This is a genomic window from Seongchinamella sediminis, assembly GCF_003457605.1.
In the GTDB taxonomy this organism is placed as follows: domain Bacteria; phylum Pseudomonadota; class Gammaproteobacteria; order Pseudomonadales; family Halieaceae; genus Halioglobus; species Halioglobus sediminis.
Window position 1 is genome coordinate 111,798 of sequence record NZ_QRAN01000010.1, and the last position, 24,828, is coordinate 136,625.

Genomic DNA, 24,828 nt, shown 5'->3' on the forward strand with positions numbered 1-24,828 from the left:
ACCCGCCGCTAGCGTTCCTGCTTGTGCCAGTTGTGCACCAGCCTGGTCACATCCACCGAGGCGTTTTCCATCCGCCATTTCTGCGAGTAATCGATATCGGTGGAGTTGGGGGGCGGATCCGGCAGGTCGACCCGGAAGCGCACCGGCATCGGCACCGCCTCACCGAGGGCTACCGCCTCACCCTTGGACAGTGAGGTCAGGGCGGCGAAGGTGCCGCGGGCCGCATCCGGCACCATGGCCCGCACATACTCCTGGTCATCGGGGTTGGAGATGCGCAGGCAGATGTAGGAGCTGCACTGGGCCAGTACGGTTTCTGAGACATCGTGTGGCCGCTGGCTGACCACGCACAAACCCACGCCATACTTACGGCCATTCTTGGATATACGCTCCATCGAGCGCCGGGCCTCGCGGAAGCGGGGAATATCCTCCCGGGGAATGTATTCGTGGGCCTCTTCGCAGATCAGGAACAGGGGAAATTCGCGACAGTGCGGGTTCCAGAAATTGAATTCGTAGGTCAGGCGTCCGATTTGCGCCGCCACCAGGGGCACCACATCGAAGGGCACCGAGCTCAGGTCGAGCACGGTGACACTGGCACGGGGATTGCCCAGGCCCACCAGGTCCTCCATCAGGCCCGGCAGTGACTCGGTCGACGTGCGGGTCCTGGGCCGCATGAGGAAATCGTAGCGGTTGTCGTTGAGCAGGCTGTTGAGGCGCACCAGCACCTGATCGAACTTGCCGTACAGGGGCGACTTCTTCTTGCCGAAGTCACTGGTTTCCCGGTTGGCCTCTTTCACCGCCTTGATCAGGTCTTCCATGGAATAGTACAGCGGCGAGTCCACGGTGATATGGCCCAGGTCGAGGTGCTTGTTGGCTTCCTCCCGGAGGCGTATCATGGTCGAGCGGAGATAGGAAATCTGGATCGAGGCGTTCTCATCGCTGGCGTTGATTACCAGTTCGCACAGCTCGGAGAAGGCCAGCAACCAGTAGGGAAACTCCAGCTGGTCGGCGCGGAAGCAGCGCACCCTGTCGGCGGGAAATGGCGAATGGGCAACCACCCCGTCCACCTCCTTGTCGCCGTATTCACCGTGCATGTCGAGCAGGATGATATGGGCATTGGGCATGGCCCTGACCGCCGCCTGGACCAGGCTGGTCACGGTCCAGGATTTACCGGCGCCGGACTGGCCGAGAATGGCGGCATGGCGACCGAAAAAGGCGGAAGCGTCCAGGTGCACACCAATTGCGTCAAAGGAGGTCAGATTGCCGACCTTGAAATCCCTGTCACCGTAACCGGAGAAGATCGTCCTCAGGCCCGCCTCGTCCATGCGGTGTAGCTCGGCACCACTGATCGGGTAGCGGGACACGCCGCGGCTGAATTCGCCGTTGCTGCCAATTTCCCCCAGGGGAGTGAGGTGCACCATATGGGCGGCGCGGCCCTGTTTGTCGGCGGTGCGATAGCTGCGCTCGACCATTACCAGGATGTTTGACTCGCCCTCCCTGACCAGGAAATAGGACCCCACCTGACCGATGGTGTGCTGGCCGCTGGCAGGCGCATCGCCGTCCCTGACCGGTTCCAGCCTGGCGGTGAAGTGGTCGCCGTTGACGTCGATCAGTAAACCAACCCGCGAGTTTCGCGGGCTTTCCGCCCTGGCCTGTTGCTCGTTCGCGCCTGCTTCTTCCAGCATAGTTCCCTCGTCTGTGGGTCTTTTTAAGGCGAAACTACGGCATACCCCGGGACTGAGTAAAGCCAAAATCGTGTTTTCGCGCCAATTCTGCCGGGCCAGCCCTACCCGCAACCGGCAGCAGGTGAGTATTTTTCACCACCATCGGGCGCCAGCGGCGCGCGCTCAGGCGTCGCCCTGGCCCCTCAGCCGCTGCCGGTAGGCGCTGCGGGCCAGCTGCTGCATGTCCTCGACCTTGTCGCTCTCATCCATGATTTCCCGGCCCAGCATGGTTTCTATGGCGTCCTCCAGGGTGACAATACCGGCGGTCTGGCCGTACTCGTCCTCCACCAGGAACAGGTGCTCCTTGCGCTTGATGAACAGGTCCAGCAGGGCCAGCACCGGCAATTCCTCCGACACCCGGAACACCGGGTTGGCGAGCTCCGCCAGTTTCTGCTCGCCCTGCCCGGCGCGCACAGCCTCAAGCATCGTGGGGCGGTAGACCACGCCACTAATGGAATCGAGGTTGCTGCGGTAGACCGGAATGCGATTGAACGGGCGCTTGCCCAGTTCCTCCAGGCCCTGCTGTACCGTCATGACTTCCGGCAGGGCGGCCACCACGGTGCGCGGTGTCAATATATCCTCGGTGCGGACCCCGCGCAGATTGAGGATGTTCTGTAGCAGTTCACTCTCCTGGTTGCGCAGGGCGCCGTGCCGCGCCCCGAGCTGGGCCATGGCGGTGAGTTCCTCACGGCTGATAGTGCTGCTGTCGCCGCTGGAGAACAGGCGCGTTATCAGCGCCGAAAGCCAGACAAAGGGATAGAGCAGCTTCACCAGCAGGGCGATCACAAACGCAGCGGGCAGCGCCAGCTGTTTCCAGAAAGTCGCCCCCAGGGTCTTGGGAATGATTTCTGACAGGTAGAGGATGGCCAGGGTCAGCAGGAAGGCGATCAAACCCTCCCAGCGCTCACCGAAGACCCTCACCGCCTGGGCGCCCACCCCCGCGGCGCCCATGGTGTGGGCGAAGGTATTGAGAATCAGGATGCTGGACAGGGAATGGTCCAGGTCATTCTTGACACCCTCGAGGACCTTGCCCCGTCGCGGGTGTTTCTCAACCTGGGTGACCACATAACCGGAGGTCACTGACAGCAGCACCGCCTCCAGCACGGAACAGAGGAACGACACACCGATTGCGAGCAGCAGGTAAAAGACCAGCAGGGTCATGAAAGAGGGTAGGGCCTCGAGTGGGAAATGCGCAGTCGACGATTGTACACCCTGCACCGGATAAGCCAAGGCGCCGGCAGGTGTCGCGCATAGATGCCCGGGCCCATCACTTGCCAGCAGATGAAACGGGACTACACTGTTGGCAATGCCCCATGGAAACTAAGGCCTTGAATTACCTGAGAAATCCTGCGACCAGCGGGGCGGCCGGACGGTTGCCGACAGTGCCGTGAACGACGGCTCACCCGCTCCCATTCCCAGCAAGCCCCTGCTGTTCAGGCTGCTGTTGCGGGTGCTGCTGTACTACCTGGCCCTGGCGGGGATTCTGGCGGTGCTGGCCTGGGTATTTCCCGCCGTGCTGGAACTGGCGCCCGTGGGCGGGGTGAGCGAGTTGTCCGGCGCCCGGGACCCGGGCCTGCAGGAGTTCGAGGACGCCTTCCTCAATGACGATATCGAGGACGTGGTGGAGCCGCCGGCGCGGGAGCAAAACCTCACCAGCGTGTTGCGCTTCCGGGATGCCCGCAACCTGCTTTTCTCCATGCTGGGCGCAACCCTGCTGATGCTGCCGGTTTCCTGGGTCTACAAGGGCATTCATCGCGACGGAGCCCACGACGAGTCCCTGGACGAAACCACTCTCATACTGCCGGCGGTGGTGGCCGGCATCGTCATGGTCGTCCAGCACAGCCTCGCCCTGGCGTTCAGCCTCGCCGGGATCGTCGCCGGTGTCCAGTTCCGCCGGGCCCTGAGCGATACCTTCGATACCCTGTTTATCTTTGTCGCCATCGCGGTGGGTATTGCCGCCGGCATCAAGGCCCTGGACATCGCCGTGGTGCTGACCGTGTTTTTCAACTTCGCCACCCTGCTGGTCTGCATCTACGGCGATGGACTGGAGTCGCATCACGAGGCCCAGCGCCGGCGGGAAAAGCGCGCGCGCAAGGAGGCCGAGCGCCTGTTAGACCAAAACCCGGACGACCCTAACCCGCAATAACCTCGCCACGGCACTTGCCCAGGATGTTACGGGCAAAAGACTTCTCGTCATTGAGGTAATCGTAGGAGTCACCGAGGTACTTCAATGCCCGCTTGCGGTAGGTGTCACTCAGCAAGGGTGACTCGGCAAACAGCGCAAGCGCCTCCTCCCTGCGGGCATTAATCCTGGCCACCGCATCCCGGTAGCGGGCCTCCTCCTTGCACCAGCCGAGGAAGTAGCGGGTGGTGATCCGGCGTATCGGCACACTGGCGGGCACGGTGGCGTAGGGCGCATTGATAATACCCGCCGAGTCAAAATCATAGGCAACCGGGATAAAACCCTGGTCCGCATCACCGGCGACCAGCAGCTTGGTATTGTGGCAACAATCCTCGCCGGGACGCGACTTCAGGGTGGAGTAATCCACATTGCCAATCATGAACTGGAATATCTCTACCAGGGCAGTCTGGGCCAGGTCCATTTGCACCCGCATGGTATGGGGAACCGCAAGCTCCTGCAGGCCGTAGCGCGCGGCCATGTGGTCCACATCCTCGATGAGGAAATTGTGGCTGCTCCAGCGCCTGTCCCCGCTGCCACTGTCCACGTATGCCACGTCCACCAGTCGGGTGCGAAAGTGATAGTCGCTGTACAGCGCGAACAGCTGGTACACCAGGTATTCCAGGTACACCAGCTGCTGGTACTTGTCCCCGCGCTCACAGGGACTCACCATTTTCAGCTTGTCCTGTCCGGCCATCAGGGTTCCCACCACTTCCTTCTTGCGGAAATTCAACTGCAGCGGCGGCCGGTCACACATCTCGCGCCGGTAATTGCCGCGGGTCCGGATTTTTACGCTGAGCCGCTCCGTTTGCTCTCCCCGCTTCTGGCTCCAGCTGCCCTGCAGGTACAGGCGCTCCTGTTTGTCCTTGTCCCTGTAGGCTTCGAGAATGGGCGCATTGAGCACGGCGCGCAGCGGTTCACTGACGGCAAAAAGCGGAGGATCCGGCGCGCCGCCAAGGTGCGCTGGCAGTAACAGCAGTGATAACAGCAGTAGTCTGGGCATCGTTTTCCTGCGCGGTGCTCTGGTCAAATTGTAGACCAGCCGGGCCGCGTTACAATTGCCCCGGTGACAGCGCCACGGCGGACCAATGTTAGGCTACGCGGTACCGCCCCGGACCAGTGGACAAAGGATCAGGCATGAACCCATATCAGAACGACGACAGCAGCCGGCAGGCGCTGGTAGACGCCATGGTCGCCCTGGGCCACAAAGGGCTCAACAAGGGCAGCTCGGGCAATGTCTCTGCGCGCACCGGCGCCGGCATGCTGATCACCCCCACCGGCATTCCCGCCGCCAGCCTCGAAGCCCGGCAGATCGTCCACATGAACCTGGACGGTGAGCCGGACGCAGACCAGCTGATCCCCTCCAGTGAATGGCGCATGCACGCAGACGTCTACCGGAGCAAAGCAGGGATTGGCGCCGTGGTTCACTGCCATTCCCCTTACGCGACGATCCTGGCCTGCGCCCGCAGGGCGATACCCGCCATGCACTACATGGTGGCCGCGGCCGGCGGTCACGGCATACCGCTGGCGGACTACGCGACCTTCGGCAGTCGGGAGCTGTCGCTGGCCAACCTCAGGGCGCTGGAGGGTTCCCTGGCCTGCCTGCTGGCCAATCACGGGCAGCTCGCGGTGGGCAAGGACCTGGAAGGCGCACTGAAACTGGCGGAGGTGGTCGAGGAACAGGCGCATTGCTACTGGGGCACCCTGGCCATTGGCGGCCCCGTGGTACTCGATCGCGGGCAGATGGACGAGGTAGTAAGCGCGTTCGGTGACTACGGGCAGCAGCGCGGCCCCGGCTAGCGCCATGCCAGCGCGCCAGCGCCGCAGCAGGCCGGGACGCAGGTAGCGCAACATATACCGCCTATGCAGACCAGCGGCACCGGTTTTGCGCCAATGGCGATGCGGGATGCCCCCGCTGGGTCCGCGCTGTGGTAAAATTTTCGCTCACCCAACCACAGGCATTGACACGCTATGGGCGTTTCCAGGCTCATTACCGCGGGCACACTGGTGGCAGCGCTGGTAGCATGCACCGACCACAGCGCGGACGCACCGGCGAGCGGCAGCGAGCAGTGCCAGGGCCGCGGCCAGAACCTGCTGCAGGACCCGGACTTCGCCACCATCGGCGGCTCCCGGCGGGAGCGCCAGTGGTTCCATTCCCAACACGGCGGTGAACCGTCCTTCGAGCACAGCGCCAGCAACGGCGAACTGTTAATCGAAAAGACCGGCAGTGAACCCTGGTTCATCCTGACCCAGATCATCCAGCGCGCCGACATTCCCGGCCGGCGGGTTGTATTCAGCGCCGAGATCAAGCTGGACCTTCATCCCCCGGCGATTCCACATGCCTTCAAACAGGGCGGCGGCCTCACCGTCACTGCCATGGCGAACGGCAAACCGGTCCTGCGCTCGCTGATGGAACACGAGCCCCACATGGGCACGACAGACTGGCAGCCCGTGCAGGTGGTACTGGAGTTACCGAAGCAGGTGCAGTCAGTGCGCCTGGGCTTTATCCACCAGGCAGACGGCAGCATGCGGGTTCGCAACCCCGCCCTCAAGCGCATCGCCAGGGATGACTGCGATGGCTGACCGGTGGGTACCCGGGATTCGGGGCCATTCGCAGCATGCCGGTAGCCGGCGTCACCACCATTCACATTTCAGCAACCAGGTCTGCGACTACATCCATTACCGCGGATGCGGCGCAGTCACTGGGCATTCCAAGGAGAGTAATATGACAGCACGCAACCTCAGCCTGGGCATTTTTGCCGCCACCGCGCTCGGTATCTCGATCACCCCCGCCTTCGCCGACACGAGCAGCGGCAACGACTTCACCAGCCTGTTCACCGACGGCAAGGCCTCATTCAACTTCCGCTATCGCTACGAGCACGTGGACCAGGACAGCTTCAGCCGCAATGCCAGGGCCTCAACCCTGCGCTCCCGGCTGACCTTTAACTCGGCCGAGTACCGCGGGCTGTCCTTCCTCGCTGAATTCGACGATGTCACCGCCATTGGCAGTGACGACTACAACTCCACCGCGAACGGCAATACCGGCTACCCGGTGGTAGCCGATCCCGAGGGCACCGAGGTCAACCAGGCCTGGCTCAAGTATGCCGCCGGCGCGGCGTCGGGCACCTATGGCCGGCAGCGCATACTGCACGGCAGCCAGCGTTTTATCGGCGGGGTTGGCTGGCGCCAGAACGAGCAGACCTACGATGGTTTCCGCGCGATGTACCAGGGCGATCAAGGCTTTACGCTTGACTATGCCTACGTGTACAACGTCAACCGGATCTTCGGCCCGGACGACGGGCCGGTACAACCCGCCAATCATCACGGCGAGAACCACTTCCTGCGCGCCGACTGGGCCTTCGCCGAAAATCACACGCTGACCGGTTTCTACTACGGACTTGATATAGACGATGACCCCGCCTATGCCGCGGGCAAAACCGTGGGTAACTCCTCCGACACCGTGGGTGTGGAATACAGCGGCAAGTTTGGCCCCGTGGGCGCCAAAGCCGCTTATGCGACCCAGTCTGAGGCCGGTGACAGCCCGCTGTCCTACGATGCCGACTACTACCTGCTCGAGGGTAGCTTCGCCTTCTCCGGCCTCAAGGCCAGCCTGGGTTACGAGGTGCTTGGCGCCGGTGATGGCGTCGGCTTCAAAACCCCCTACGCCACCCTGCACAAGTTCCAGGGCTGGGCCGACATGTTCCTGGTCACTCCCGGGGACGGTATCGAGGACCTCTACCTGGGCCTGACCGGCAAACTCGGACCGGTAGCCCTGGGCGGTTTCTACCATGACTTCAGTGCCGAGGACTCCAGTGAGGACTGGGGCTCGGAAATCGACCTGGTAGCCACCTGGGACTACAGCAAGAACTGGAGTTTCCAGCTCAAGTACGCGAGCTTTTCCAGTGACTCGGACGCCTACGCCGATACCGACAAGGCCTGGTTGACGGTGAACTTCAAGATTTGAACCGGGATTGCACGCGGGCGTAGTGCCGGCGTCTTACTTGGCGCTGGAACGCAGGATAAACGCTTCCAGCTCCTTGTCGACGCCAAACACATGGCGGGTCAGCCATTCGGTCAGGTAGGTGGAGATGAGCTCCCGGAAAGCCGCATCGAGGTCCTGCCCGGGCTGTAGCAGCTGGTTTATTTCCTCGCGAAAGCGGTCATGCGCCTCGCGGTGATCGTCCCTGTCCGGATAGTCCAACAGCTCCATGTACCGCTCTTCCAGGGCGAAGTGGGTTTCCGTGTACAGGAGCAGCTTGGACAGCACATCGACGGAACAACCCGGCTCGGCGATCTCGTCGAGAATCTCAAATAACACCTGATGCTGTGCATCCTGCCAGATCAGCTCACTGGTCTTCCTCATCGCTCCAGTTTGCCAGCCCGGGAAATCAATCGCCATGACTCAGGTCATTGCAGTCTCTAGTAGTCCCCGGCGCCGCGCTCGCCCTGCAGGATAGCCACCCCCGAGCTGGTGCCCAGCCGGCTTGCCCCGGCGGCGATCATGGCCCGGGCAGTGTCGATATCCCGCACGCCCCCCGATGCCTTGACTGCCACGTCCGCGCCTACCGATGTCGCCATCAGCCTGACCAGGTCGACACTGGCCCCCGCCGCGGCAAAGCCGGTGGAGGTCTTGACGAAGGCGACCCCGAGCTCCGTGCACAGCTGGCACAGGGTGACAATCTCTTCCCTGCCCAGCAGGCAGGCCTCGAAAATGACCTTCAGCGGCACCTGGCCGCAGGCCTGGAGCACCGCGGCCACATCGCTGCGCACCTGTTCCCAGTGGCCGGCCCTGGCCTGGCCAATGGGGATTACCATGTCTATTTCCGCGGCCCCGTCGGCAATCGCGGTTTGCGCTTCGAAGGCCTTGGCGGCGGTCGCCATGGCGCCGAGGGGAAAACCAACCACCGAGCACACCCCCACCTCCGTCCCGGCGAGGCAGCGGGCCGCCAGCGACACATAGCCGGAGTTGACGCACACCGTGCGGAAGCCGTATTCCGCCGCCTCGGCGCAAAGCTGTTCAATCTGCGCCGGCGTCGCTTCAGGCTTGAGCAGGGTGTGGTCGATGTAGCGGGCGAGTTCGGTCATGGCGGCTACCTCCGGCGGGCGAGGGGCTATTCTGGTCTATACTGCAGCGATAATAAACACGTCCCGGGGGTGCTATGGATATCGCGGTGATTGGTTCCAACATGGTCGACCTGGTTGCCTATATCGACAAAATGCCGAAGCTGGGTGAGACCCTGGAAGCCGACGACTTCGCCATGGGCTGCGGTGGCAAGGGCGCCAACCAGGCGGTAGCCGCGGCCCGGCTGGGAGGCCGGGTGCTGATGATGACCCGGGTTGGCGATGACGCCTTTGCCGACAACACCATTCGCAACCTGGCGGAGAGTGGGGTTGATACCCGCTTCGTGGAGCGTGTGCCCGGCGTGTCCAGCGGCGTTGCGCCCATCATGGTAGACCGGGATTCCCACAACCGCATCCTGATTATTCCCGGCGCCAACAAGCACCTGTTGCCCCCGGCCATCGACGCCGCCGCCGCCACCCTGCGCCAGTGCAAGCTGATTGTGATGCAGCTGGAAATCCCGCTGGAAACCATTTACCACACCATCGCCCTGGCCAACGATGCCGGGGTGCCGGTCATCCTCAACACGGCGCCGGCGAATCCCGCCCTCGACCTGGCCTGGGCCTGCCGCTGCGACTACCTGGTGCCCAATGAAACCGAACTGGAAATACTCACCGGCATGCTGGTTGCAGACCTGCCGCAAATCGAGGCGGCGGCGCAATCGCTGTTTGAGCGCGGCCTGAAACACCTCATTGTCACCCTCGGCGAAAAGGGCGCGCTGCACCTGCACGGCGAGGACAAACGCCACTTCCCGGCGCCCACCGTCGATGCGGTGGATACCACCGGCGCCGGCGATGCCTTTGTCGGCTGCTTTGCCCAGACCCTGGTGGCTTCGGGCGATATCAGCCAGGCGCTAGAACGGGCGATCCGCTATGCCTCGCAAAGCGTCACCGCCCGGGGCACCCAGACCTCCTACCCGGATGCCGAGGCCTTTGGCCACTGATCAGGGCGCGGGGATCCTGTCCCGGTACTCTTCCCAGTTGCCGACCAGCTCGTTGACCACCGCACTGCCCACCAGGTAGGCGTTTTCCAGCGCCGCATCGAGCCCGGCGTAACTGTCGTGCTGTTCTTCCAGCAGGTATTGCGCCGCGGACTTGCCGGGCGGCGGCAGGGTGTAGTTGGACGCCGTCCGCAGCACCATTACCCGGTTCTTGTCGACCTTGCCGGCGTTGTGCAGGTAGGTCAGGGACTGGAAGGTGCCGGTGTCTTCCATGGCCGAGCTGACAAAGCTGCCCTCGCCGCCGGTCCAGTAATCGACCCACTGGTTGGCCCAGTCGTTCATCACTTCACCGTGCCAGAAGGTCATTGCCGCCAGCTGGTCGCCCTTGAGCACGAAGGGTTTGCGCTGGCCTACCGGGTAGTCCACATAGAGTTTGCGGGTGGCCTCCAGGGTCTCGTGATCCGGCAGCTGCATGTCTTTGGTGAACTGGTAGGCCCACTCGAACAGGTCAGCGTTGAGCTCGAACACCTCTCCCAGGCTGTAGGACAGGCGCTGCTGGTCGCCCGGACCCTGGCTGAACAGGGGGAAATAGCCGTGGTCCCAGTCCTCGGGAATTTCCCGGGCGTCGATTTCGTGGGCCAGGTCACCGTCCACCAGGAAGCGGGCCCAGGCCACCGAACCCAGGGAGGCGTCCGCCGGGTCGAAACCGGAGATGCCGGCCACCAGCCAGTAGGCCTTGCTGAGATCAAAGCGGGGGTCCAGCCCCAGGGCCATGACGCTGGCGGCGGCATTGGCTGTTCCGATGCCGGTGACAATGCCCATGACACCGGTTTTTTCATTCATGTGGATGTCGTGGTGCATGTGCGGCGCCGGGAACACCCTGTCCAGTTGCTGGCGCTCGTACCAGCGCTGGAACTCGCCGGCGTCATCGCCGCTGTCATCGCCGGTTTCAAACATGGTCACCACCACTACTTTCACCGGGACAGGCGCCGCCTGGGCGCCGGCTGCCAGCGCCAGGGCGGCCAGGGCGAGCAGCGATTGCTGTATCAGTTTCATTACCACAGTACCTCACACCAAGGGCGGCAGGCCCTACAGATTGGAATAGATGATCATGCCCAGGCCCACCAGGAAGGCGGCGAACATGGCGGCGATCAGGCTGTTGGTCCCGGCGGGAGCCTGCCTGAACTCCTTCCAGATAAATACCCCCCAGAAGGCGGCCACCATGGTGGCACCCTGGCCCAGGCCATAGGACACGGCATAGCCGGCCTTGCCCGCGGCAATGATATTAAAACAGAAGCCGGTGGCCCAGATGGCGCCGCCCAGAATACCCACCAGGTGCAGCCGCGGCGTGCCGCGACGGAAGTAATCACCTACCGGCACCGGCTCGCCGGTAACCGGCTTGTAGTTGAGGGGAATGAGAAACAGCAGGTTGGACACCAGCAGGCCGATGCCAAACCAGACCCCGGCGGAGTAGGGCGTCATCAGCCCGGGCTCGGGGCTGGCAAAATCGAAGGACATGGACTGGGCGACAAAGCGGTAGAAGAAGCCCATGGCAATACCCGCGATGACGGAAATCACCAGCCCCTTGCCCACCCCTGACTGGCCATCGGCGGGCAGGCGACGGTAAATGAGCGCATCGAGAACAATGGCGACCACCACCAGGCCCACGCCGAGGAACAGCAGCAGGGAATTACTCACCTGCGCCGGATCGTAATTGGCCAGTACCCCGATTACCAGGGCCAGACCTATGCCCACCGGAAACGCCACCGCCATGCCGGCGATGTCGATGGCGACCACGAGCAGGATATTGGCCAGATTGAAGACCGCGCCGCCCAGCAGGGCCATTTTTATGGCCTCGGGACTGGCCTGGGAAATGTCCTCGACGAAACTGCGGCCCTGCTCGCCACTGCTGCCGAGGGTGAACGCCAGCAACAAGGCCAGCAGCAGCACGCCGATGGAGTAATCCCAGTAGAACAGCTGGAAGCGCCACTCCTGGGTGGCAAGTTTCTGGGTGTTGGCCCAGGAACCCCAGCACAGCATGGTGACGAAGCACAGGGCGACCGCTACCCCGTAGGATTCAACAATGAACATGAACTGGCCCTCTTGGGTTTATTAGTAGAAGACGGCAGTCACTTTGCACGCCGGATCAGCGGCATCAGAACTCCGAGGAAACCGAGACCCCGAACACCCGCGGCTCGTTGGTAAAGCCCGTCAGGTTGTTGAAATCGATGGCGCCCTGGACGTTTTCCTCATCGGTGATGTTGCGACCGAACAGGGCGATTTCCAGGCCGTAATCGCTGCGCCGCCAGCCGGTGCGGAAGCCTCCCTCGTACTGGCCATCGGTTTCGAATTCTTTGGCCTCGTAGAGGAAGATGTTGGTATCGCCCTGGTAGGACCAGTCGGTAAAGAAGAACAGTTCGGAGTTACCACCGCCCAGGGGATAGCTGTAGTTGGCGGTCACGTTGAAGGTGGTCTCGGGGGCGTTGGGGAAGGGATTGCCATCCACCAGCACGTTGCCATTGGCGTCGAGCGGATTGGTGATCGTGCACAGGCCGCTGCCACAGGGGCCCACCGCCAGGTCGCGGTCCTCAATCTCGGTGTCGGCATAGGCGGCACCGAAGGTGAGGACGAAGTTATCGCTGAGCAGCCACTCCAGGTCCAGTTCAAACCCCATGCCGGTGCCGGTGTCGGCGTTAACCAGCTGGATCAGGTTGCCGGTTCCACCGACCGCGGTGAACTGGATGTCATCCACCTCGTAGTAGAAAACCGCGGCGTTCAGGCGCATGGTGTCACCCATGAACTGCGACTTGTAGCCCAGTTCGACGGAGGTGATGGTTTCCGAGTCGGCAACCGAGGGGGGAGCACCGAAAACCACGTCGCGGCCCTGGATCGTCGGCGCCCGGAAGCCGGTGCCGATTTTGCCCCACAGCAGAGATCGATCATCAACCGCGTAGGACAGCGCGATGTCGCCGCTGACCTGGTCATCCGCGACATCGACATCATGGCCCGGGGCAGTAAAGTCTTTTTCGTCGTCCGTCCAGCGCAGGCCGGCGGTGAGGGTCAGGGCATCGGTGAGCGCGTAATCCCCCTGGCCGAATACCGCCCAGGTGGAGTTTTCATGATTGACGGTCAAGCGGGTGAAGCCCGGGTCGGTGGTCACATCCAGCTCGCTGTCAAAGTAGAACAGCCCCACCTGCCAGTTGAAGCGGTCGCCGTAGTCGCTGGCCAGGCGGAATTCCTGGGTGAACTGCTCGACATCGGCATCGTCCTGGGTGTCGGCGGGGAAGGGAATAAAGCCGGGGCCCATTTCCGGCAGGAAGACCGCACCGAAGCCGCCGTCGATATCACCGCGGCTGAAGCCGTCGGCCTCGTCCCAGGCGGTGATCGAGGTCAGGGTCAGGCCAGCGAAACTCCAGTCGATCTTCAGGTTGAGGCCATTGGACTCATATTGCTGGGGGTTGTTGTCGCCGCCGTCGAAGTACACGGTTTCGCGATCGTAGTTCTGGTTCAGGCTGTTGCTGCCAGGATCGAAAATGTTGGCGCGGAACGTTGCCGAGGTGCCGTCGAGATCGCGGTAGTGGGCGCCCAGCAGGAAACTCAGGCTAGCGGTGGCGTCCCATTGCAGGAAACCCTTGACCGCATTCTCCTCGAATCCGCCCAGGGCGTTGTCCTCGCCCGTGTAGGCATTGTCGATATAGTCATCACGGTTCTGCACCAGGATGGCGACCCGGCCCGCCAGGTTGTCCGTGAGTCCGCCGCCGACCGCACCCTCAAAATTCACCGTACCCAGCTCACCCACGTCGAGTTTGGCCCGGCCCTCGAAATCCTGGGTGGGCTTGTTGGAATCAAACTTGATGATGCCGGCGGTGGTGTTGCGGCCGAACAGCGAACCCTGCGGCCCGCGCAGCACCTCCACCCGGTCTATGTCGAACAGCGGAAAGCTCTTGAGCACCACGTTTTCCTTCACCACCTCGTCCATGATGATGGACACAGGCTGGGAGGCCGCCAGGTCGAAGTCGATATTGCCAAGGCCACGGATATAGAACCGCGGCGCCGCGCGACCGTTGGAAGACTCGGCGTAGACGCCGGGAACACGGGCCGAAAGCGCGCGGATGTCGGCGCCGCCCTCGAACATGGAGGTAAATCGCTCGCCCGACAGGGTGGCCACGGAGATGGGAACATCCAGCAGTCCCTGTTCACGCTTCTGCGCGGTGACAATGATTTCTTCCAGCTGCGCCACGGCGGGTACGCTGGTACCGAGAATGGAGCCAAGTGCGGCGGCGATGGCGAGGCGGGGTGCGCTGAGCTTCATGGTTTTCTCCCTTGGACGGCAGTAGCAACTGCCTGTTGGTGCACTCAAGTGCCCGAACCCAGGGCGCTGGATAGCACTTGCGACAGGTGAAACCGGTAAAATTACACGCTGGGCCGGGTGGCGAGTAGGCAAGCCCGCCCCGGTTCTGCAAAAGTACCAGAATTACCGCCCTGTCCGTCCCCGGTGCTATGCTGGACGGCGCCTATCCACCGGAGCCAGAACGTGTACAAGCCGCTGATCATCCTGCTCGCGCTGTTAGTGCCGGCACTGCCGCTCAGGGCTGCGCAGCCCGACCTGATCGTCTACGCCGATTACCTGCTGACCATGGAAGCGGGCGCCCCGGTGATCGAGGATGCGGCGGTTGCCATCAGCGGCGACAAAATCCTCGCCGTGGGCAGCCGCGCGGTGATCGACGGCAAATATATCGCCCCAAAATCGATCAGCGGCCGCGGCCGGGTGGTAATGCCGGGCCTGGTCAACGGTCACACCCACAGCAGTATGACCCTGTTCCGGGGCATGGTGGATGACCTCGAGTTGATGACCTGGCTGAATGAATACATATTTCCGATGGAGGCTCGGTTTGTCACCCCGGAGTTCGTCACCACCGGCACCACCCTGGCCTGCTGGGAAATGATACGCGGCGGCACCACCACCTTTGTGGATATGTACTTTTACCCGGACCAGATTGCCGCGGTGGTGGCCAGCTGCGGGCTGCGGGCAGTGGTCGCCGCCCCGCATATCGACTATCCCAGCCCGGGTTTCGAGGGCTGGGACGACTCCTTCGCCGCCGCCCGCGAATTTGTACAGCGCTGGCAGGGCAGGCACCCACGGGTGACATCGGCGTTTGCGCCCCACGCCCCCTACACGGTTGCTCCCGAGCACCTGCAGGCCACGGTGGAGGCCGCCGGCCAGGCGGGGGCGCCGATTTCCATGCACCTGGCCGAGGCCCCGGCGGAAACCGCGTTCATCAACACAAACTACCAGACCAGCCCGGTGCAGCATGTGGCGGGCCTGGGCATGTACGACCGGAAGCTGATCGCCGCCCACATGGTGCAACTGGATAGCGCCGACATCGCCCTGACCGCGGAGGCCGGCGTCGGCGCCATCCACAACCCGACCTCCAACATGAAACTGGGGGCCGGCATTTCCCCCGTGCCGGCGATGCTGGCAGCCGGCGTCAACGTGGGCCTGGGTACCGACGGGGCCGCCTCCAACAACGACCTGGACATGTGGGAAGAGCTGCGCCTGGCCGCGCTACTGCACAAGGTCGCCAGCGGCGAACCGACCACCCTGCCCGCGCAACAGGCGCTGGCCATGGCGACCCGGACCGGGGCCGCCGCCATTCGCCTGGGCGACCGTATCGGCCAGCTGAAGCCTGGCATGCAGGCCGACCTGATTCAGCTCGACCTGAGCAAGACGCAGCACCAGCCGCTGTACGATGTCGTCTCCCACCTGGTGTACGTGCTCGACGCCAGCGACGTGGTCACCACCGTGGTAGCGGGACAGGTGCTGATGGAGGACCGCCAGGTCAACACCATTGACGAGGCAGTCCTGCGCAGTGCCGTGGACAAGGCGTCCGGTAAAATCCGCGCGGCCCTGGCGGCCAGGGATGCCCGCTCATGAGGAGCCAGGCTGCAGCGCTACACTATTACCTGCTTCACCCGGACGGCACGCTGGAGAGCGCGGTACTGGGCCCCGACCTCGCCGCGGGCCAGCGCCGCAAGCTGATCACGGCCTACACCCCTTAACGCCATGGCCCACCCCCGTCTCATTCTTATCGGCGTGGTGGCAGTGCTGGTGATGTCCGCCGTACCGGTGCTGATCAAGGCCACCGAGGCCAACGCCTATACTATCGGCATTGCCCGCCTGGGCATCGCGGTACTCGCGTTCATGCCGCTGGTCGTGTTTCGCGGCCACCTGCTGCGCCTCAGCGGGCGGCAGTGGCTGCAGCTGATGGTGATCGGTGTGGTATTCGGCCTGCACTGGCTAAGCTACTTTTTCAGTATCAAGCTGGCCACGGCCGCCATCGCCGCATTGACGATTCTCACCTACAGCGTGCAGTACCTGGTGCTGGCCTACCTGTTCAACGGCGAAAAAGTGGCCCCCGCGGAGTGGCTGGCCATTGGCGTCTGCTTCGCCGGCTGTGTGATCGTGTCGCCGGAATTCAGCCTGGAGAACGACGTTTCCCTGGGTATTGCGGTGGGCCTGCTCAGCGCCCTGCTGTATGCCGCCATGCCGCTGCTGCACCAGCGCGCCAGCGATATCGGCACCCTGGAGCGCACCTGGGGCCAGTTTTTCTTCGCCCTGCTGCTGTTCCTGCCGCTGTGGGGCCGGGCCAACTGGGACCTGCAGATGACCGATGTCTACCAGTTACTGGTGCTCGGCCTGCTCTGCACGGTGGTCTCCCACGGCCTGTGGGTAAAAGCGAGTACCGAACTACCGGCCATTTACGCCAGTATGATTTACTATCTCTACCTGCCCGGGGCGCTGATCGGCAGCGCCATCTTCCTCGGTGAACCCATGACCCCGGTCAAGGTCGCTGGCTGCGCCCTGGTGCTCGGTTCCAGTGCGGCACTGTCGCTGTACCGCTACCGTCGCGGCAGCGCTCGCGATTGACTCCCGCGAGTATTGGTTTCAATATAGAACCCGGTTTTAGCAAGGAAAAGTGATGAGCTTCAGTCGTGATACCGCCGTCACCGCGAGCGGTGACCACTACCAGGCCGGGATTGCCCCCGGCTGGGACATCCTGGGCAACGCCAATGGCGGCTACCTGATGGCGCTCGGGGCCCGGGCCATGGCAGCGGCCAGCCGGCCCCACCCGGTGAGCCTGACCGCCCACTTCCTGTCGCCGGGCAAGGTGGGGCCGGTCACCATTCACCCCCACGTCCTCAAGGCCGGGCGCAACTTCAATACCCTGCGGGCGACCATGAAGTCCGGGGACAAGACCCTGCTGGAATTCCTCGGCGCGTTTACCGAGGTCGCTACGGTCGACGGGGTGGTGCGGGTGGACGCCGAACCCCCGGCCCTGCCGGATCCGGATGACTGTGTGCGGGTAAGGCCCGATCCGGCGGGCTTCCCGCCGCCGATGATGGGCCGGGTGGATATGCGGCTGCACCCGGAAGATGCGCGAGTCTTCAGCGGCCAACCCAGTGGCCAGCCCCTGGTGCGCGGCTGGATCCGATTGACTGACGGGGAGCCTATAGACGCCTTCGGTCTGATGCTGGTCGCGGACGCGTTTCCCCCTACCGTGTTCAATGCCGACCTGCCGGTCAACTGGGTACCCACCCTGGAGATGACCACCCAGGTTCGCGGCATCCCCGCCCCCGGCTGGCTGCGCTGCAAATTCAGCACCCGCTTCATGACCGGCGGCGTTCTGGAGGAGGACGGGGAAATCTGGGACAGCAGCGGCCGGCTGGTCGCCCTCTCGCGCCAGCTGGCCCTGATGCCCAGGGGCTGAACCCCACGCCGGCCTACATGCGGTCGAATTCGATCTCGCGCATGAAGGCGGCCATTGCCTTCAGGTACTTGCCCTTGTCCAGGTGCAGCAGGTGGTTGCCGGGGAACCAGTGAATCTGGGGCCGGTCCCAGTGGTCCCACAGCAGGCGGGCGTGCTTCGGCGGGGCCAGCCGGTCACCGGCGCCGGCGATCACCATCAGGCGCTCCTTGGGCAGGCGCGGCTGGTAGGTCAGCGCCGAATGCACCGCCATCTCGTGGCGAATTTCGCGGATGCTGGTCCCCGAGGCCTTGAGCATGGCCTTGATCGAAAGGTTCAGCGGGAACCACTCCAGCACCAGGTCAGCGAGGCTGACCACCGGCACATTGGGTATGGCGAATTCCAGCCTTTCCTCCACCGAGGCCAGCAGAGCCGAGGTATAACCGCCGAGGCTGATACCCGTCACCCCCACCTTGCTCACCCCCTCGGATTCCAGCCAGTCGAGGAAAATACGGAAATCATGCACCGCGTGGGCGAAGGACTCGCTGATGTGGGCGGTTCCGCCGGCAAAAAAGCCGTGGCCGCTGAACGGCGACAGCCGTGACGCCCGCCTGCCGTGGTGGGGCAGGGTATAGAGCAGGATGTCGTAACCCTGCTGGTAGAACCACGGCAGGGCGAAGAACATCCGGTTTAGCCAGTAGGGGTCGGCCATGAAGCCGTGGATAACGGCGATGGTGGGGCGCGGCCCATCATCGTGCCGCCAGTACTGGGCCACCGCCCGCATATTGCGTTTTTGCTTCGGGTACTCCTCCCGCAGCTTCGGGTTTACGGTCCGGAACGGGCTGTCAAAGCTGAGCAGCCGGCAACTGCCGTCTTTGGGCCGGAAGCGCAGCAGGCCGGCGCTGGATGTACGCATTTCCACCCGGGAGGAATTGGGCCGCTTGAAAAAAACTTCCGGGTCGGCCTTGTCCGCCTTGCGCTGGTAGAAGCGGCGGTGTCCGGCGTCGCGCTTAAGTTGCCGGGGCTGCAGGCTGGCCGGCAGGGCCAGCGCATTGAGCATGCTGGCGCCAGTCGTGCGCAACAGCAGGTCCCCGAAGGCGGTGGCATCCACCGTCATCTCGGTGCGCAGGTCCAGTTCGAAGTCATCGGGAAATTTGTGAAAACTGCTCTCCAGGTGATCCCACCAGGGCTGCGGCGGCATGATCCTGCGAGTATGGCTGTAGGTCTCGTTGGCGACCCGGGAAACGGTACTGGCAATGTCGTACATGCTTGCGGCCTCGGCACTGGTATTTTTATACCAGTGAGTTTACCCGATGTGCTGGCGTTTACTACTGCGGTGCGCCACGGGGACTATACTGCTATTTCCTTTGCCTTTAGCGACAGGGAGACGGGAATATGAGTGGGGAGAGCGTTCGCGAGCTGGAAATGCAGATTTACCAGCTGGGACAGCAGTTGCACAGGCTGCGCCAGGAAACAGAGCCAGAGGCAGTACCGGACTACCCGTTCCGGACCCTGGAGGGAAGCACCACTCTCAGCCAGCTGTTTGCCGGCCGGGACAAGTTGATGGTCATCCACAACATGGGCCAGGGCTGTCGCTACTGCACCGTGTGGGCGGACGGCATCAACCCCTTCCTGCCGCACCTGGAAACCGCCATGAGCGTGGTGCTGGTATCCCGCGATGAACCGGCGCTGCAGCGCCGCTTCGCCAACGAGCGCGGCTGGCGTTTTCGCACCGCCTCCCACGGTGGCGGCGACTACATCCGTGAACAGAGTACCGAGCCGGACCAGGACAATGCCCCGGGGGTGGTCTGCTACCAGCGCAGGAGCGACAGGATTTACCGCCTCGGGGGCAGCAGTTTCGGCCCCGGCGACCAGTACTGCAGCCTGTGGCCGCTGCTCAGCCTGGCGGGCCTGGGCACCGCGGACTGGACACCCCAGTTCAGTTACTGGAAGCGCCCGGAAAAAATGGATGACAGCGGCGCCAGGCTGAACGATTAGCGGCTGCCAGCCATTCACCTCCAGCGACGCATCGCGCTTGAGCTCAGGGCGCCAACACCGGATAGAGCGAGGCAATCAGCAGCAGCGCCATGCTCAGGTTAAAGGCCACCAGGCGCCGCCGGCTGGTGAGCCAGCGCTGCAGTTGCTGGCCCAGCAAGGTCCAGGAACTGACGCAGGGCAGGTTGACCAGACCGAACACCACCGCCACCAGCAGCACCGCCCACAGGCTCCGGGAGGGCGCGTAAATTGTCAGGGCCGTCAGCGCCATGGTCCAGGCCTTGGGGTTCACCCACTGGAACAGCACCGCCTGGATGAAAGTAATCGGCTTGCCGCCACCCTGCTCTGCGGTGCCGGTACCTGCCGGTGCCGCCGAGGTCGCGATTTTCCAGGCCAGGAACACCAGGTAAACAACACTCACCGTCTTGAGCACCTCATAACTCAGGGGATAGGCCTCGAACAGGCCCACCAGGCCCAGTCCCACCAGCGCCACCATGGCAGTAAAGCCGATGCCCACCCCCAGCATGTGCGGCAGCGTACGCCGAAAACCGAAATTGGCGCCGGAGGCCATCAACATCAGGTTATTGGGCCCGGGGGTAATGGAGCTGACAAAGGAAAACAGGGCCAGGCCGGTGAGCAGTTCATAGGGCATGGCGCCATTATGACCAAAGCCGGGCCAGGCCCCAAGCGCGTTGAAGCCTGACAAGCTGAACCGCAATATCAGCCTCCCTGGAGTAAACTGTTGGCCTGAGGATTGAGCAAAGGCAGCAATATGAACGAGATCAACGATCCCTTCGCCAGCGAGGACATCACCCCGCCAATCAGTGAAGAGTGGGAAGCGAAGCGGCGGGTCGCCAGCGCGATCAAGCAACTGACCGAGGTCCTGGTAACCAGCTCGCCGGACATCCAGAAGATGCACGACATCGCCGCCCAGCTGGAAACTACCGCCGAGGAATTCTCCCGTTCGCCCCGCTTATTCGGCCGGCTGGACTGGATCAGGAGTGGCCAGCATGGCTCCTTCGGGCAGGTCAGCCATGAACTCAATCCCATCGGGGGTTACGCCAATCCCATCGCGCCACCTGTAAACGCCTGGCTCGAGGATGACAAGGCCCTGGGGCACTGCCTGTGCGGCTGGGTTTATGAGGGTCCGCCGGGCAGCGTGCACGGCGGGTTTGTGGCCGCCATATTCGACCAGTTCATGGGTGTGGCCCAGAAACTCGGCGGTCGACCGGGCATGACCGGCTACCTGCATGTGAACTATCACTCCCGCACCCCGCTCAATACCGACCTCAAGCTCGAGGCGCGACTGGTTAAGGCGGATGGACGCAAGACCACGATCGTCGCCAGCATGTGGGCCGATGAGGTGCTTACCGCCAGCTGCGAAGCCCTGTTTGTTGAGCCCCGCAGCGGCATCCACTCGCTGGAGAACCAGCAGCGGGGTTGATTCAGCCGAAGGCGCCGATAATGGCGCCCATCAGCGCGAACTGGAGCACGTTGTAACCCGCATCGATGGCGAACAGGGCCCGCGGTGAACGGCAAAACAGGTAGTTCACCCCAAAGGCGGTGGCCACGAAACTGATACCGATCACCAGCGCGTACACCAGCCCCACTTCCATGTCCGGGTCAGCGGGAATGAGCGCGGAGAGCATCAGCGCCTGGATAAGGGTGAGCACGAAGGCCGCGGCAAAAACCTTCGCCGGGTGGCCGCTGCTGGCGATATCCTCATCAGACAAACCCACCAGGGCCTGCCAGCGCTTGCCGAAGGCCGGGCCGTACCACAGTCCCCCCAGCACAAAGGACGCCACCGCCGCGACCATGGCGGCGCTCAGGTTGATGCTAATTTCCACTTCCACGCTTCACTACCTCGTTGCTCATGACCCCCTTGAGACTAGCACACCGCGCCGGTTCCACAGTCTATAATGGCGCCAGCCAGGCAACGGAACGCAGCGTGCATGAGAACAGTTAACTTCGATGGTACCGAAATCGCGCCCAGCAAGATTATCTGTGTGGGGCGCAACTATGTGGCCCACATCGAGGAGCTGGGTAACGAGGTGCCGGAACAGATGGTGGTGTTCGGCAAACCCAACTCGGCAATCAGTGACCAGCTGCATGCCAGCCTGGGAGGCGAGCCCCTGCACTACGAGGGGGAGATTGCCCTGCTGATCGAGGCGGGCAGGCCGGTGGCGGCGGGCTTTGGCCTGGACCTGACCAAGCGCGAGCTGCAGGCGAAGCTCAAGGACAGGGGCCTGCCCTGGGAACGGGCCAAGGCCTTCGACGGGGCGGCGCTGTTCTCGCCCTTCACCGCTATCGACACCCCCGAGGCACTGTCGCTGCAGCTGCTGGTCAACGGCCAGCTGCGTCAGTCTGGCGGCGTGGAGCTGATGATGTACCCGCCAGACGAGATCCTGGCCCAGTTGCGCGAGTTCACCTCCCTGGAAGATGGCGACATCGTGATGACCGGCACTCCCGCGGGGGTCGGCAGGGTAAATGCCGGCGACAGCTTCACCGGCCGGGTGCTGCAGGGCTCGCGGATACTGGCCGAGCGCAGCTGGCACGCCAGCTAGCGGGAAAAGCGCGAATCCGGTCACAGTTTCCGCGCGCAAAGCCGGACCCCGATCACAGTTCTGGCGGCCTGGCATCGACTTGCCCTCACGGCCGTCATAACCTGACAGCGTCCGCAGTTTCGCCCCGGAGAGTTGATGCGCCTGGTCAAGGTTCCAGCTGCCAGCCTAGAGCCCGGCATGTTTGTCGCCGAGCTGGACCGGCCGTGGCTGGAAACACCGTTTGCCCTCCAGGGTTTTGTGGTGCGCGACCCGGCAGAAGTGATTTATGTCTCCAGGTTTGTCGATCACGTTTTTGTCGACGCCGAGTACAAGGCGCAGAAACACTTCCTCGCCCTGGATACCGCGCCCACCCACCTTGTACCCCAGGAGCGGCTGGAGTTGCGCGCCGACATGCGTGAGGCGCGGGTTTGCTTCGACAACGCCGCCCAGACGCTGGACAGGGTATTCGACGCCCTGCGGGCGGGCCGCAGTACTGAAATTTCCAGGGTCCAGGCGTCCATCAGCCCGCTGATCGAAGCGGTATTCAAGAACCGGGAGGCGGTTGGCGCCCTGCTCCGGCTCAAGGAAAGCGGCGACTACCGCTTTGAGCACGGCGTCTCCATGGCCGCCTGGGCCGCCATCCTGGGGCGTCAGATCGGCCTTCACCGGGACGAGCTGGAGACCCTGGCGGTGGGCTGCGCCATGTGTGACGTCGGCATGACCGAGCTGCCTGCGCAAATGCTGGGCCAGGCCAACCGGCTCAGCGAGGGCCAGCAGCGGATCATCCGCGCCCACCCGACCATGGGGGCCGAGCTGGTGGCGGACTCCAGTAACGTGAACTTCGAAGTACTGGGCATCATCGAAAACCATCACGAGCGCATGGACGGTTCCGGCTATCCCCGTGGTCTGCAGGGCGCCGCCATACCGCTGCTGGCGCGCATCGCCGGCCTGGTCGATACCTATGATGCGATGATTACGCCCCGCCCCTGGGCACCGGCAAGGACCTCCCACGAGGCCGCCCAGGAGCTGCTCGATGCCAAGGGCAGCAAGTTCCAGGACGCCCTGGTCGAGCAGTTTGTCCAGGCCATCGGCCTGTTCCCCACCGGCACCCTGGTGGAACTCAATACCGGCGAGGTGGCGATCGTCACCCGCCAGAACGAAACCCGCCGGCTCAAACCGGAAATCGTGGTGGTGCTGGACGGCCGCAAGAACAAGCGGGAGCCACTGGAGATTGTCGATCTCTGCAACCAGGACGATCCGCGCGCAATCGAGCGCTGGATCGCCCGGGAGCTGCTGCCCGGCAGTCACGGCGTCAACAGCGAGGAATACTACCTGTGAACACCTCCAATCAGTGCATGGTCGGCCTGGTAGAACTCGCCGATGCCGAGGAGCTGCTGGACCGGCTGGGCAAATCGAGCTTTGGCGATGTCCAGCAGGCATTTTTCCAGCGCCTGCAGGACTGGGTGCGACCCAGGGACGAGTGGCAACGGCTGGATGAAAACCGCTGCTGCGTGGTGCTGCACGGCGTGGGCACCCGCGGCGAACTGGAACTGGCGACATCCAAGCTGGAGCGCATGTTTGCCGAACCGCACTACCAGTACGGCCGGCCAGTAGCGCTTAACATCCGCGCCGGCTTCACCGGGTCCGCCGACCCGGACAAGGGACGCGAACAGGCCCTGCGCCAGGCCAGCATGGCCCTGCGCCAGGCGCGCAAGGGCTCGCGGATATACGATGTTTACGCACCGCAAAAAACGGTGCGGGCCGCCGCCGAGCAGAAACTGCTGGAACGGCTGGAAAACGCGGTGGAAATGGGCGAGTTGCAGCTTTACTACCAGCCGAAAATCCACGCCAGCTATCGCTCGCTGGTTGGCGCCGAGGCACTGATGCGCTGGCATACCAGCGACCGGAAAGTGATACCGCCGGGGCAGTTTATCGCCGTGGCCGAGTGTCACGAGGTCATTCGGCCGATGACCTTCTGGGCGGTCAAGTCGGCGGTCGCGCGACTGGCCCGCTGGCCGGAAGAGCTGAGCATCGCGGTCAACATCACTCCCCAGCTGTTGCTGGACGGCCAGCTGGCTTCGGTGGTCAGTGACGCCCTGGACATTCACGGGGTAGCACCCGCCAGGCTGGTGCTGGAAGTGACCGAGCGGATCATGGTCGCCAACCAGACCACCATGATGGAACAGCTGGCCGCTATGCGCCTGCGCGGGGTCCAGGTATCGCTGGACGACTTCGGCACCGGCTTCTCCTCCCTGTCCTACTTCCGCGACCTGCCGGTGGACGAGATCAAGATCGACGGCAGTTTCGTGCTGAAAATGCTGGAAAGCGGCAAGGACCACGCCATCGTCAAGGCTGTTATCGACCTGGCCCACAACTTCTCCATGCGCGTGGTCGCCGAGGGCGTGGAAAGCAGCGAGATTGCCGAACGCCTGCAAGACCTCGGCTGCGACATTCTCCAGGGCTATGTCTTCGACCGGCCGCTGGAGGCAAGCACCTTTGAAGCCAGCTACGGCATTGCCAGGCGCGACCCGAGGCGCCGGCAGCCAGTGGAGAACCACCCGATTATCTAAGCGATTGGCGATTGTA

The 24,828-nt window shown here is 63.4% G+C and carries 25 protein-coding genes; 14 read left to right on the forward strand and 11 right to left on the reverse strand.

Translation table 11 applies throughout. The features are described 5' to 3' along the window. Nucleotides 1-8 precede the first annotated feature (8 nt). The gene (locus tag DWB85_RS10930) at nt 9-1,682 is read right to left on the reverse strand and encodes an ATP-binding protein (protein WP_117954448.1); all 1,674 of its coding nucleotides are present in this window, start codon (nt 1,680-1,682) and stop codon (nt 9-11) included. A 162-nt stretch (nt 1,683-1,844) separates the two neighbouring features. Continuing rightward, the gene (locus tag DWB85_RS10935; RefSeq protein ID WP_117954451.1) at nt 1,845-2,882 is read right to left on the reverse strand and encodes a CNNM domain-containing protein; all 1,038 of its coding nucleotides are present in this window, start codon (nt 2,880-2,882) and stop codon (nt 1,845-1,847) included. Nucleotides 2,883-3,108: 226 nt separating this feature from the next. On the opposite strand from DWB85_RS10935, the gene DWB85_RS10940 reads away from it, so the two are divergent. After that, on the forward strand, nt 3,109-3,867 hold the full coding sequence (locus DWB85_RS10940; protein ID WP_117954454.1) for a DUF4956 domain-containing protein: 759 nt from the start codon (nt 3,109-3,111) through the stop codon (nt 3,865-3,867). Here DWB85_RS10940 and DWB85_RS10945 read toward each other — a convergent pair. Beyond that, nucleotides 3,854-4,903 (reverse strand): hypothetical protein, encoded by a 1,050-nt coding sequence (locus DWB85_RS10945; protein ID WP_117954457.1) that lies wholly within the window; start codon nt 4,901-4,903, stop codon nt 3,854-3,856. The two genes, DWB85_RS10940 and DWB85_RS10945, sit on opposite strands and share 14 nt — an antisense overlap. Nucleotides 4,904-5,037: 134 nt before the next feature. On the opposite strand from DWB85_RS10945, the gene DWB85_RS10950 reads away from it, so the two are divergent. From DWB85_RS10950 to DWB85_RS10960, 3 genes are all read left to right on the forward strand, one after another. Continuing rightward, complete coding sequence (locus DWB85_RS10950) at nt 5,038-5,700, forward strand: class II aldolase/adducin family protein (protein ID WP_117954459.1); 663 nt, start codon at nt 5,038-5,040, stop codon at nt 5,698-5,700. Nucleotides 5,701-5,871: 171 nt separating this feature from the next. Continuing rightward, on the forward strand, nt 5,872-6,483 hold the full coding sequence (locus DWB85_RS10955; RefSeq protein WP_117954461.1) for a hypothetical protein: 612 nt from the start codon (nt 5,872-5,874) through the stop codon (nt 6,481-6,483). Nucleotides 6,484-6,625: 142 nt separating this feature from the next. Further along, nucleotides 6,626-7,864 (forward strand): alginate export family protein, encoded by a 1,239-nt coding sequence (locus DWB85_RS10960; protein ID WP_117954463.1) that lies wholly within the window; start codon nt 6,626-6,628, stop codon nt 7,862-7,864. Between the two features lie 33 nt (nt 7,865-7,897). On the opposite strand, the gene DWB85_RS10965 is transcribed toward DWB85_RS10960, so the two are convergent. Further along, on the reverse strand, nt 7,898-8,263 hold the full coding sequence (locus DWB85_RS10965) for a hemerythrin family protein (RefSeq protein ID WP_162846084.1): 366 nt from the start codon (nt 8,261-8,263) through the stop codon (nt 7,898-7,900). 56 nt (nt 8,264-8,319) lie between these two features. Continuing rightward, nucleotides 8,320-8,985: a deoxyribose-phosphate aldolase gene (gene deoC / locus DWB85_RS10970; RefSeq protein ID WP_117954467.1), complete on the reverse strand. Its 666-nt coding sequence runs from the start codon at nt 8,983-8,985 to the stop codon at nt 8,320-8,322. Between the two features lie 74 nt (nt 8,986-9,059). Between deoC and rbsK the strand changes: the two genes are divergently transcribed. Then, complete coding sequence (gene rbsK / locus DWB85_RS10975) at nt 9,060-9,962, forward strand: ribokinase (protein WP_117954469.1); 903 nt, start codon at nt 9,060-9,062, stop codon at nt 9,960-9,962. Here the strand turns inward: rbsK and DWB85_RS10980 are convergent, their stop codons facing one another. The 3 genes from DWB85_RS10980 to DWB85_RS10990 form a co-directional block, all read right to left on the reverse strand. Continuing rightward, nucleotides 9,963-11,015 (reverse strand): purine nucleoside permease, encoded by a 1,053-nt coding sequence (locus DWB85_RS10980; protein WP_117954471.1) that lies wholly within the window; start codon nt 11,013-11,015, stop codon nt 9,963-9,965. 33 nt (nt 11,016-11,048) lie between these two features. Then, on the reverse strand, nt 11,049-12,050 hold the full coding sequence (locus DWB85_RS10985) for a multidrug DMT transporter permease (RefSeq protein WP_117954474.1): 1,002 nt from the start codon (nt 12,048-12,050) through the stop codon (nt 11,049-11,051). Nucleotides 12,051-12,114: 64 nt separating this feature from the next. Further along, nucleotides 12,115-14,271 (reverse strand): TonB-dependent receptor, encoded by a 2,157-nt coding sequence (locus DWB85_RS10990; protein ID WP_117954476.1) that lies wholly within the window; start codon nt 14,269-14,271, stop codon nt 12,115-12,117. Nucleotides 14,272-14,493: 222 nt separating this feature from the next. Between DWB85_RS10990 and DWB85_RS10995 the strand changes: the two genes are divergently transcribed. The 4 genes from DWB85_RS10995 to DWB85_RS11005 are packed head-to-tail and all read left to right on the forward strand — an operon-like array spanning nt 14,494 to nt 17,728. Further along, complete coding sequence (locus DWB85_RS10995; protein WP_117954478.1) at nt 14,494-15,894, forward strand: amidohydrolase family protein; 1,401 nt, start codon at nt 14,494-14,496, stop codon at nt 15,892-15,894. Next, nucleotides 15,891-16,019, forward strand: coding sequence for a cupin domain-containing protein (locus DWB85_RS19860; protein WP_162846085.1), 129 nt, complete (start codon nt 15,891-15,893; stop codon nt 16,017-16,019). The genes DWB85_RS10995 and DWB85_RS19860 overlap by 4 nt, the downstream gene beginning before the upstream one ends. Before the next feature lie 4 nt (nt 16,020-16,023). Then, nucleotides 16,024-16,887: a DMT family transporter gene (locus DWB85_RS11000; protein WP_117954480.1), complete on the forward strand. Its 864-nt coding sequence runs from the start codon at nt 16,024-16,026 to the stop codon at nt 16,885-16,887. Nucleotides 16,888-16,939: 52 nt separating this feature from the next. Continuing rightward, complete coding sequence (locus tag DWB85_RS11005) at nt 16,940-17,728, forward strand: thioesterase family protein (RefSeq protein WP_117954482.1); 789 nt, start codon at nt 16,940-16,942, stop codon at nt 17,726-17,728. A 13-nt stretch (nt 17,729-17,741) separates the two neighbouring features. Here DWB85_RS11005 and DWB85_RS11010 read toward each other — a convergent pair whose 3' ends face one another. Beyond that, a complete protein-coding gene (locus DWB85_RS11010; protein ID WP_117954484.1) occupies nt 17,742-18,971 on the reverse strand; it encodes an alpha/beta hydrolase family protein in 1,230 nt (409 codons plus the stop codon). 128 nt (nt 18,972-19,099) lie between these two features. Here DWB85_RS11010 and DWB85_RS11015 point away from each other — a divergent pair, with 128 nt between their 5' ends. After that, nucleotides 19,100-19,702 carry a DUF899 family protein gene (locus DWB85_RS11015; RefSeq protein WP_117954486.1) on the forward strand — a complete coding sequence of 201 codons (603 nt, stop codon included), beginning with the start codon at nt 19,100-19,102 and terminating at the stop codon, nt 19,700-19,702. Nucleotides 19,703-19,745: 43 nt separating this feature from the next. Here the strand turns inward: DWB85_RS11015 and DWB85_RS11020 are convergent, their stop codons facing one another. Continuing rightward, nucleotides 19,746-20,417, reverse strand: coding sequence for a LysE family translocator (locus DWB85_RS11020; protein ID WP_239017294.1), 672 nt, complete (start codon nt 20,415-20,417; stop codon nt 19,746-19,748). A 54-nt stretch (nt 20,418-20,471) separates the two neighbouring features. Here DWB85_RS11020 and DWB85_RS11025 point away from each other — a divergent pair, with 54 nt between their 5' ends. Continuing rightward, nucleotides 20,472-21,143 (forward strand): PaaI family thioesterase, encoded by a 672-nt coding sequence (locus tag DWB85_RS11025; protein WP_117954562.1) that lies wholly within the window; start codon nt 20,472-20,474, stop codon nt 21,141-21,143. Nucleotide 21,144: 1 nt separating this feature from the next. Here the strand turns inward: DWB85_RS11025 and DWB85_RS11030 are convergent, their stop codons facing one another. Then, a complete protein-coding gene (locus tag DWB85_RS11030) occupies nt 21,145-21,552 on the reverse strand; it encodes a DUF1761 domain-containing protein (RefSeq protein WP_117954488.1) in 408 nt (135 codons plus the stop codon). A 99-nt stretch (nt 21,553-21,651) separates the two neighbouring features. Between DWB85_RS11030 and DWB85_RS11035 the strand changes: the two genes are divergently transcribed. From DWB85_RS11035 to DWB85_RS11045, 3 genes are all read left to right on the forward strand, one after another. After that, nucleotides 21,652-22,263 carry a fumarylacetoacetate hydrolase family protein gene (locus DWB85_RS11035; RefSeq protein WP_117954490.1) on the forward strand — a complete coding sequence of 204 codons (612 nt, stop codon included), beginning with the start codon at nt 21,652-21,654 and terminating at the stop codon, nt 22,261-22,263. Nucleotides 22,264-22,398: 135 nt separating this feature from the next. Further along, nucleotides 22,399-23,580: an HD-GYP domain-containing protein gene (locus DWB85_RS11040; RefSeq protein WP_117954492.1), complete on the forward strand. Its 1,182-nt coding sequence runs from the start codon at nt 22,399-22,401 to the stop codon at nt 23,578-23,580. Then, complete coding sequence (locus DWB85_RS11045) at nt 23,577-24,812, forward strand: putative bifunctional diguanylate cyclase/phosphodiesterase (protein ID WP_117954495.1); 1,236 nt, start codon at nt 23,577-23,579, stop codon at nt 24,810-24,812. The genes DWB85_RS11040 and DWB85_RS11045 overlap by 4 nt, the downstream gene beginning before the upstream one ends. Nucleotides 24,813-24,828 lie beyond the last annotated feature (16 nt).

Bases quoted from the DNA above. Each gene is read 5' to 3' on its own strand.
- DWB85_RS10930 (WP_117954448.1), bottom strand. From the start codon at position 1,682: ATGCTGGAAGAAGCAGGCGCGAACGAGCAACAGGCCAGGGCGGAAAGC.
- DWB85_RS10935 (WP_117954451.1), bottom strand. From the start codon at position 2,882: ATGACCCTGCTGGTCTTTTACCTGCTGCTCGCAATCGGTGTGTCGTTC.
- DWB85_RS10945 (WP_117954457.1), bottom strand. From the start codon at position 4,903: ATGCCCAGACTACTGCTGTTATCACTGCTGTTACTGCCAGCGCACCTT.
- DWB85_RS10950 (WP_117954459.1), top strand. From the start codon at position 5,038: ATGAACCCATATCAGAACGACGACAGCAGCCGGCAGGCGCTGGTAGAC.
- DWB85_RS10955 (WP_117954461.1), top strand. From the start codon at position 5,872: ATGGGCGTTTCCAGGCTCATTACCGCGGGCACACTGGTGGCAGCGCTG.
- DWB85_RS10960 (WP_117954463.1), top strand. From the start codon at position 6,626: ATGACAGCACGCAACCTCAGCCTGGGCATTTTTGCCGCCACCGCGCTC.
- DWB85_RS10965 (WP_162846084.1), bottom strand. From the start codon at position 8,263: ATGAGGAAGACCAGTGAGCTGATCTGGCAGGATGCACAGCATCAGGTG.
- deoC (WP_117954467.1), bottom strand. From the start codon at position 8,985: ATGACCGAACTCGCCCGCTACATCGACCACACCCTGCTCAAGCCTGAA.
- rbsK (WP_117954469.1), top strand. From the start codon at position 9,060: ATGGATATCGCGGTGATTGGTTCCAACATGGTCGACCTGGTTGCCTAT.
- DWB85_RS10980 (WP_117954471.1), bottom strand. From the start codon at position 11,015: ATGAAACTGATACAGCAATCGCTGCTCGCCCTGGCCGCCCTGGCGCTG.
- DWB85_RS10985 (WP_117954474.1), bottom strand. From the start codon at position 12,050: ATGTTCATTGTTGAATCCTACGGGGTAGCGGTCGCCCTGTGCTTCGTC.
- DWB85_RS10990 (WP_117954476.1), bottom strand. From the start codon at position 14,271: ATGAAGCTCAGCGCACCCCGCCTCGCCATCGCCGCCGCACTTGGCTCC.
- DWB85_RS19860 (WP_162846085.1), top strand. From the start codon at position 15,891: ATGAGGAGCCAGGCTGCAGCGCTACACTATTACCTGCTTCACCCGGAC.
- DWB85_RS11000 (WP_117954480.1), top strand. From the start codon at position 16,024: ATGGCCCACCCCCGTCTCATTCTTATCGGCGTGGTGGCAGTGCTGGTG.
- DWB85_RS11005 (WP_117954482.1), top strand. From the start codon at position 16,940: ATGAGCTTCAGTCGTGATACCGCCGTCACCGCGAGCGGTGACCACTAC.
- DWB85_RS11010 (WP_117954484.1), bottom strand. From the start codon at position 18,971: ATGTACGACATTGCCAGTACCGTTTCCCGGGTCGCCAACGAGACCTAC.
- DWB85_RS11015 (WP_117954486.1), top strand. From the start codon at position 19,100: ATGAGTGGGGAGAGCGTTCGCGAGCTGGAAATGCAGATTTACCAGCTG.
- DWB85_RS11025 (WP_117954562.1), top strand. From the start codon at position 20,472: ATGAACGAGATCAACGATCCCTTCGCCAGCGAGGACATCACCCCGCCA.
- DWB85_RS11035 (WP_117954490.1), top strand. From the start codon at position 21,652: ATGAGAACAGTTAACTTCGATGGTACCGAAATCGCGCCCAGCAAGATT.
- DWB85_RS11040 (WP_117954492.1), top strand. From the start codon at position 22,399: ATGCGCCTGGTCAAGGTTCCAGCTGCCAGCCTAGAGCCCGGCATGTTT.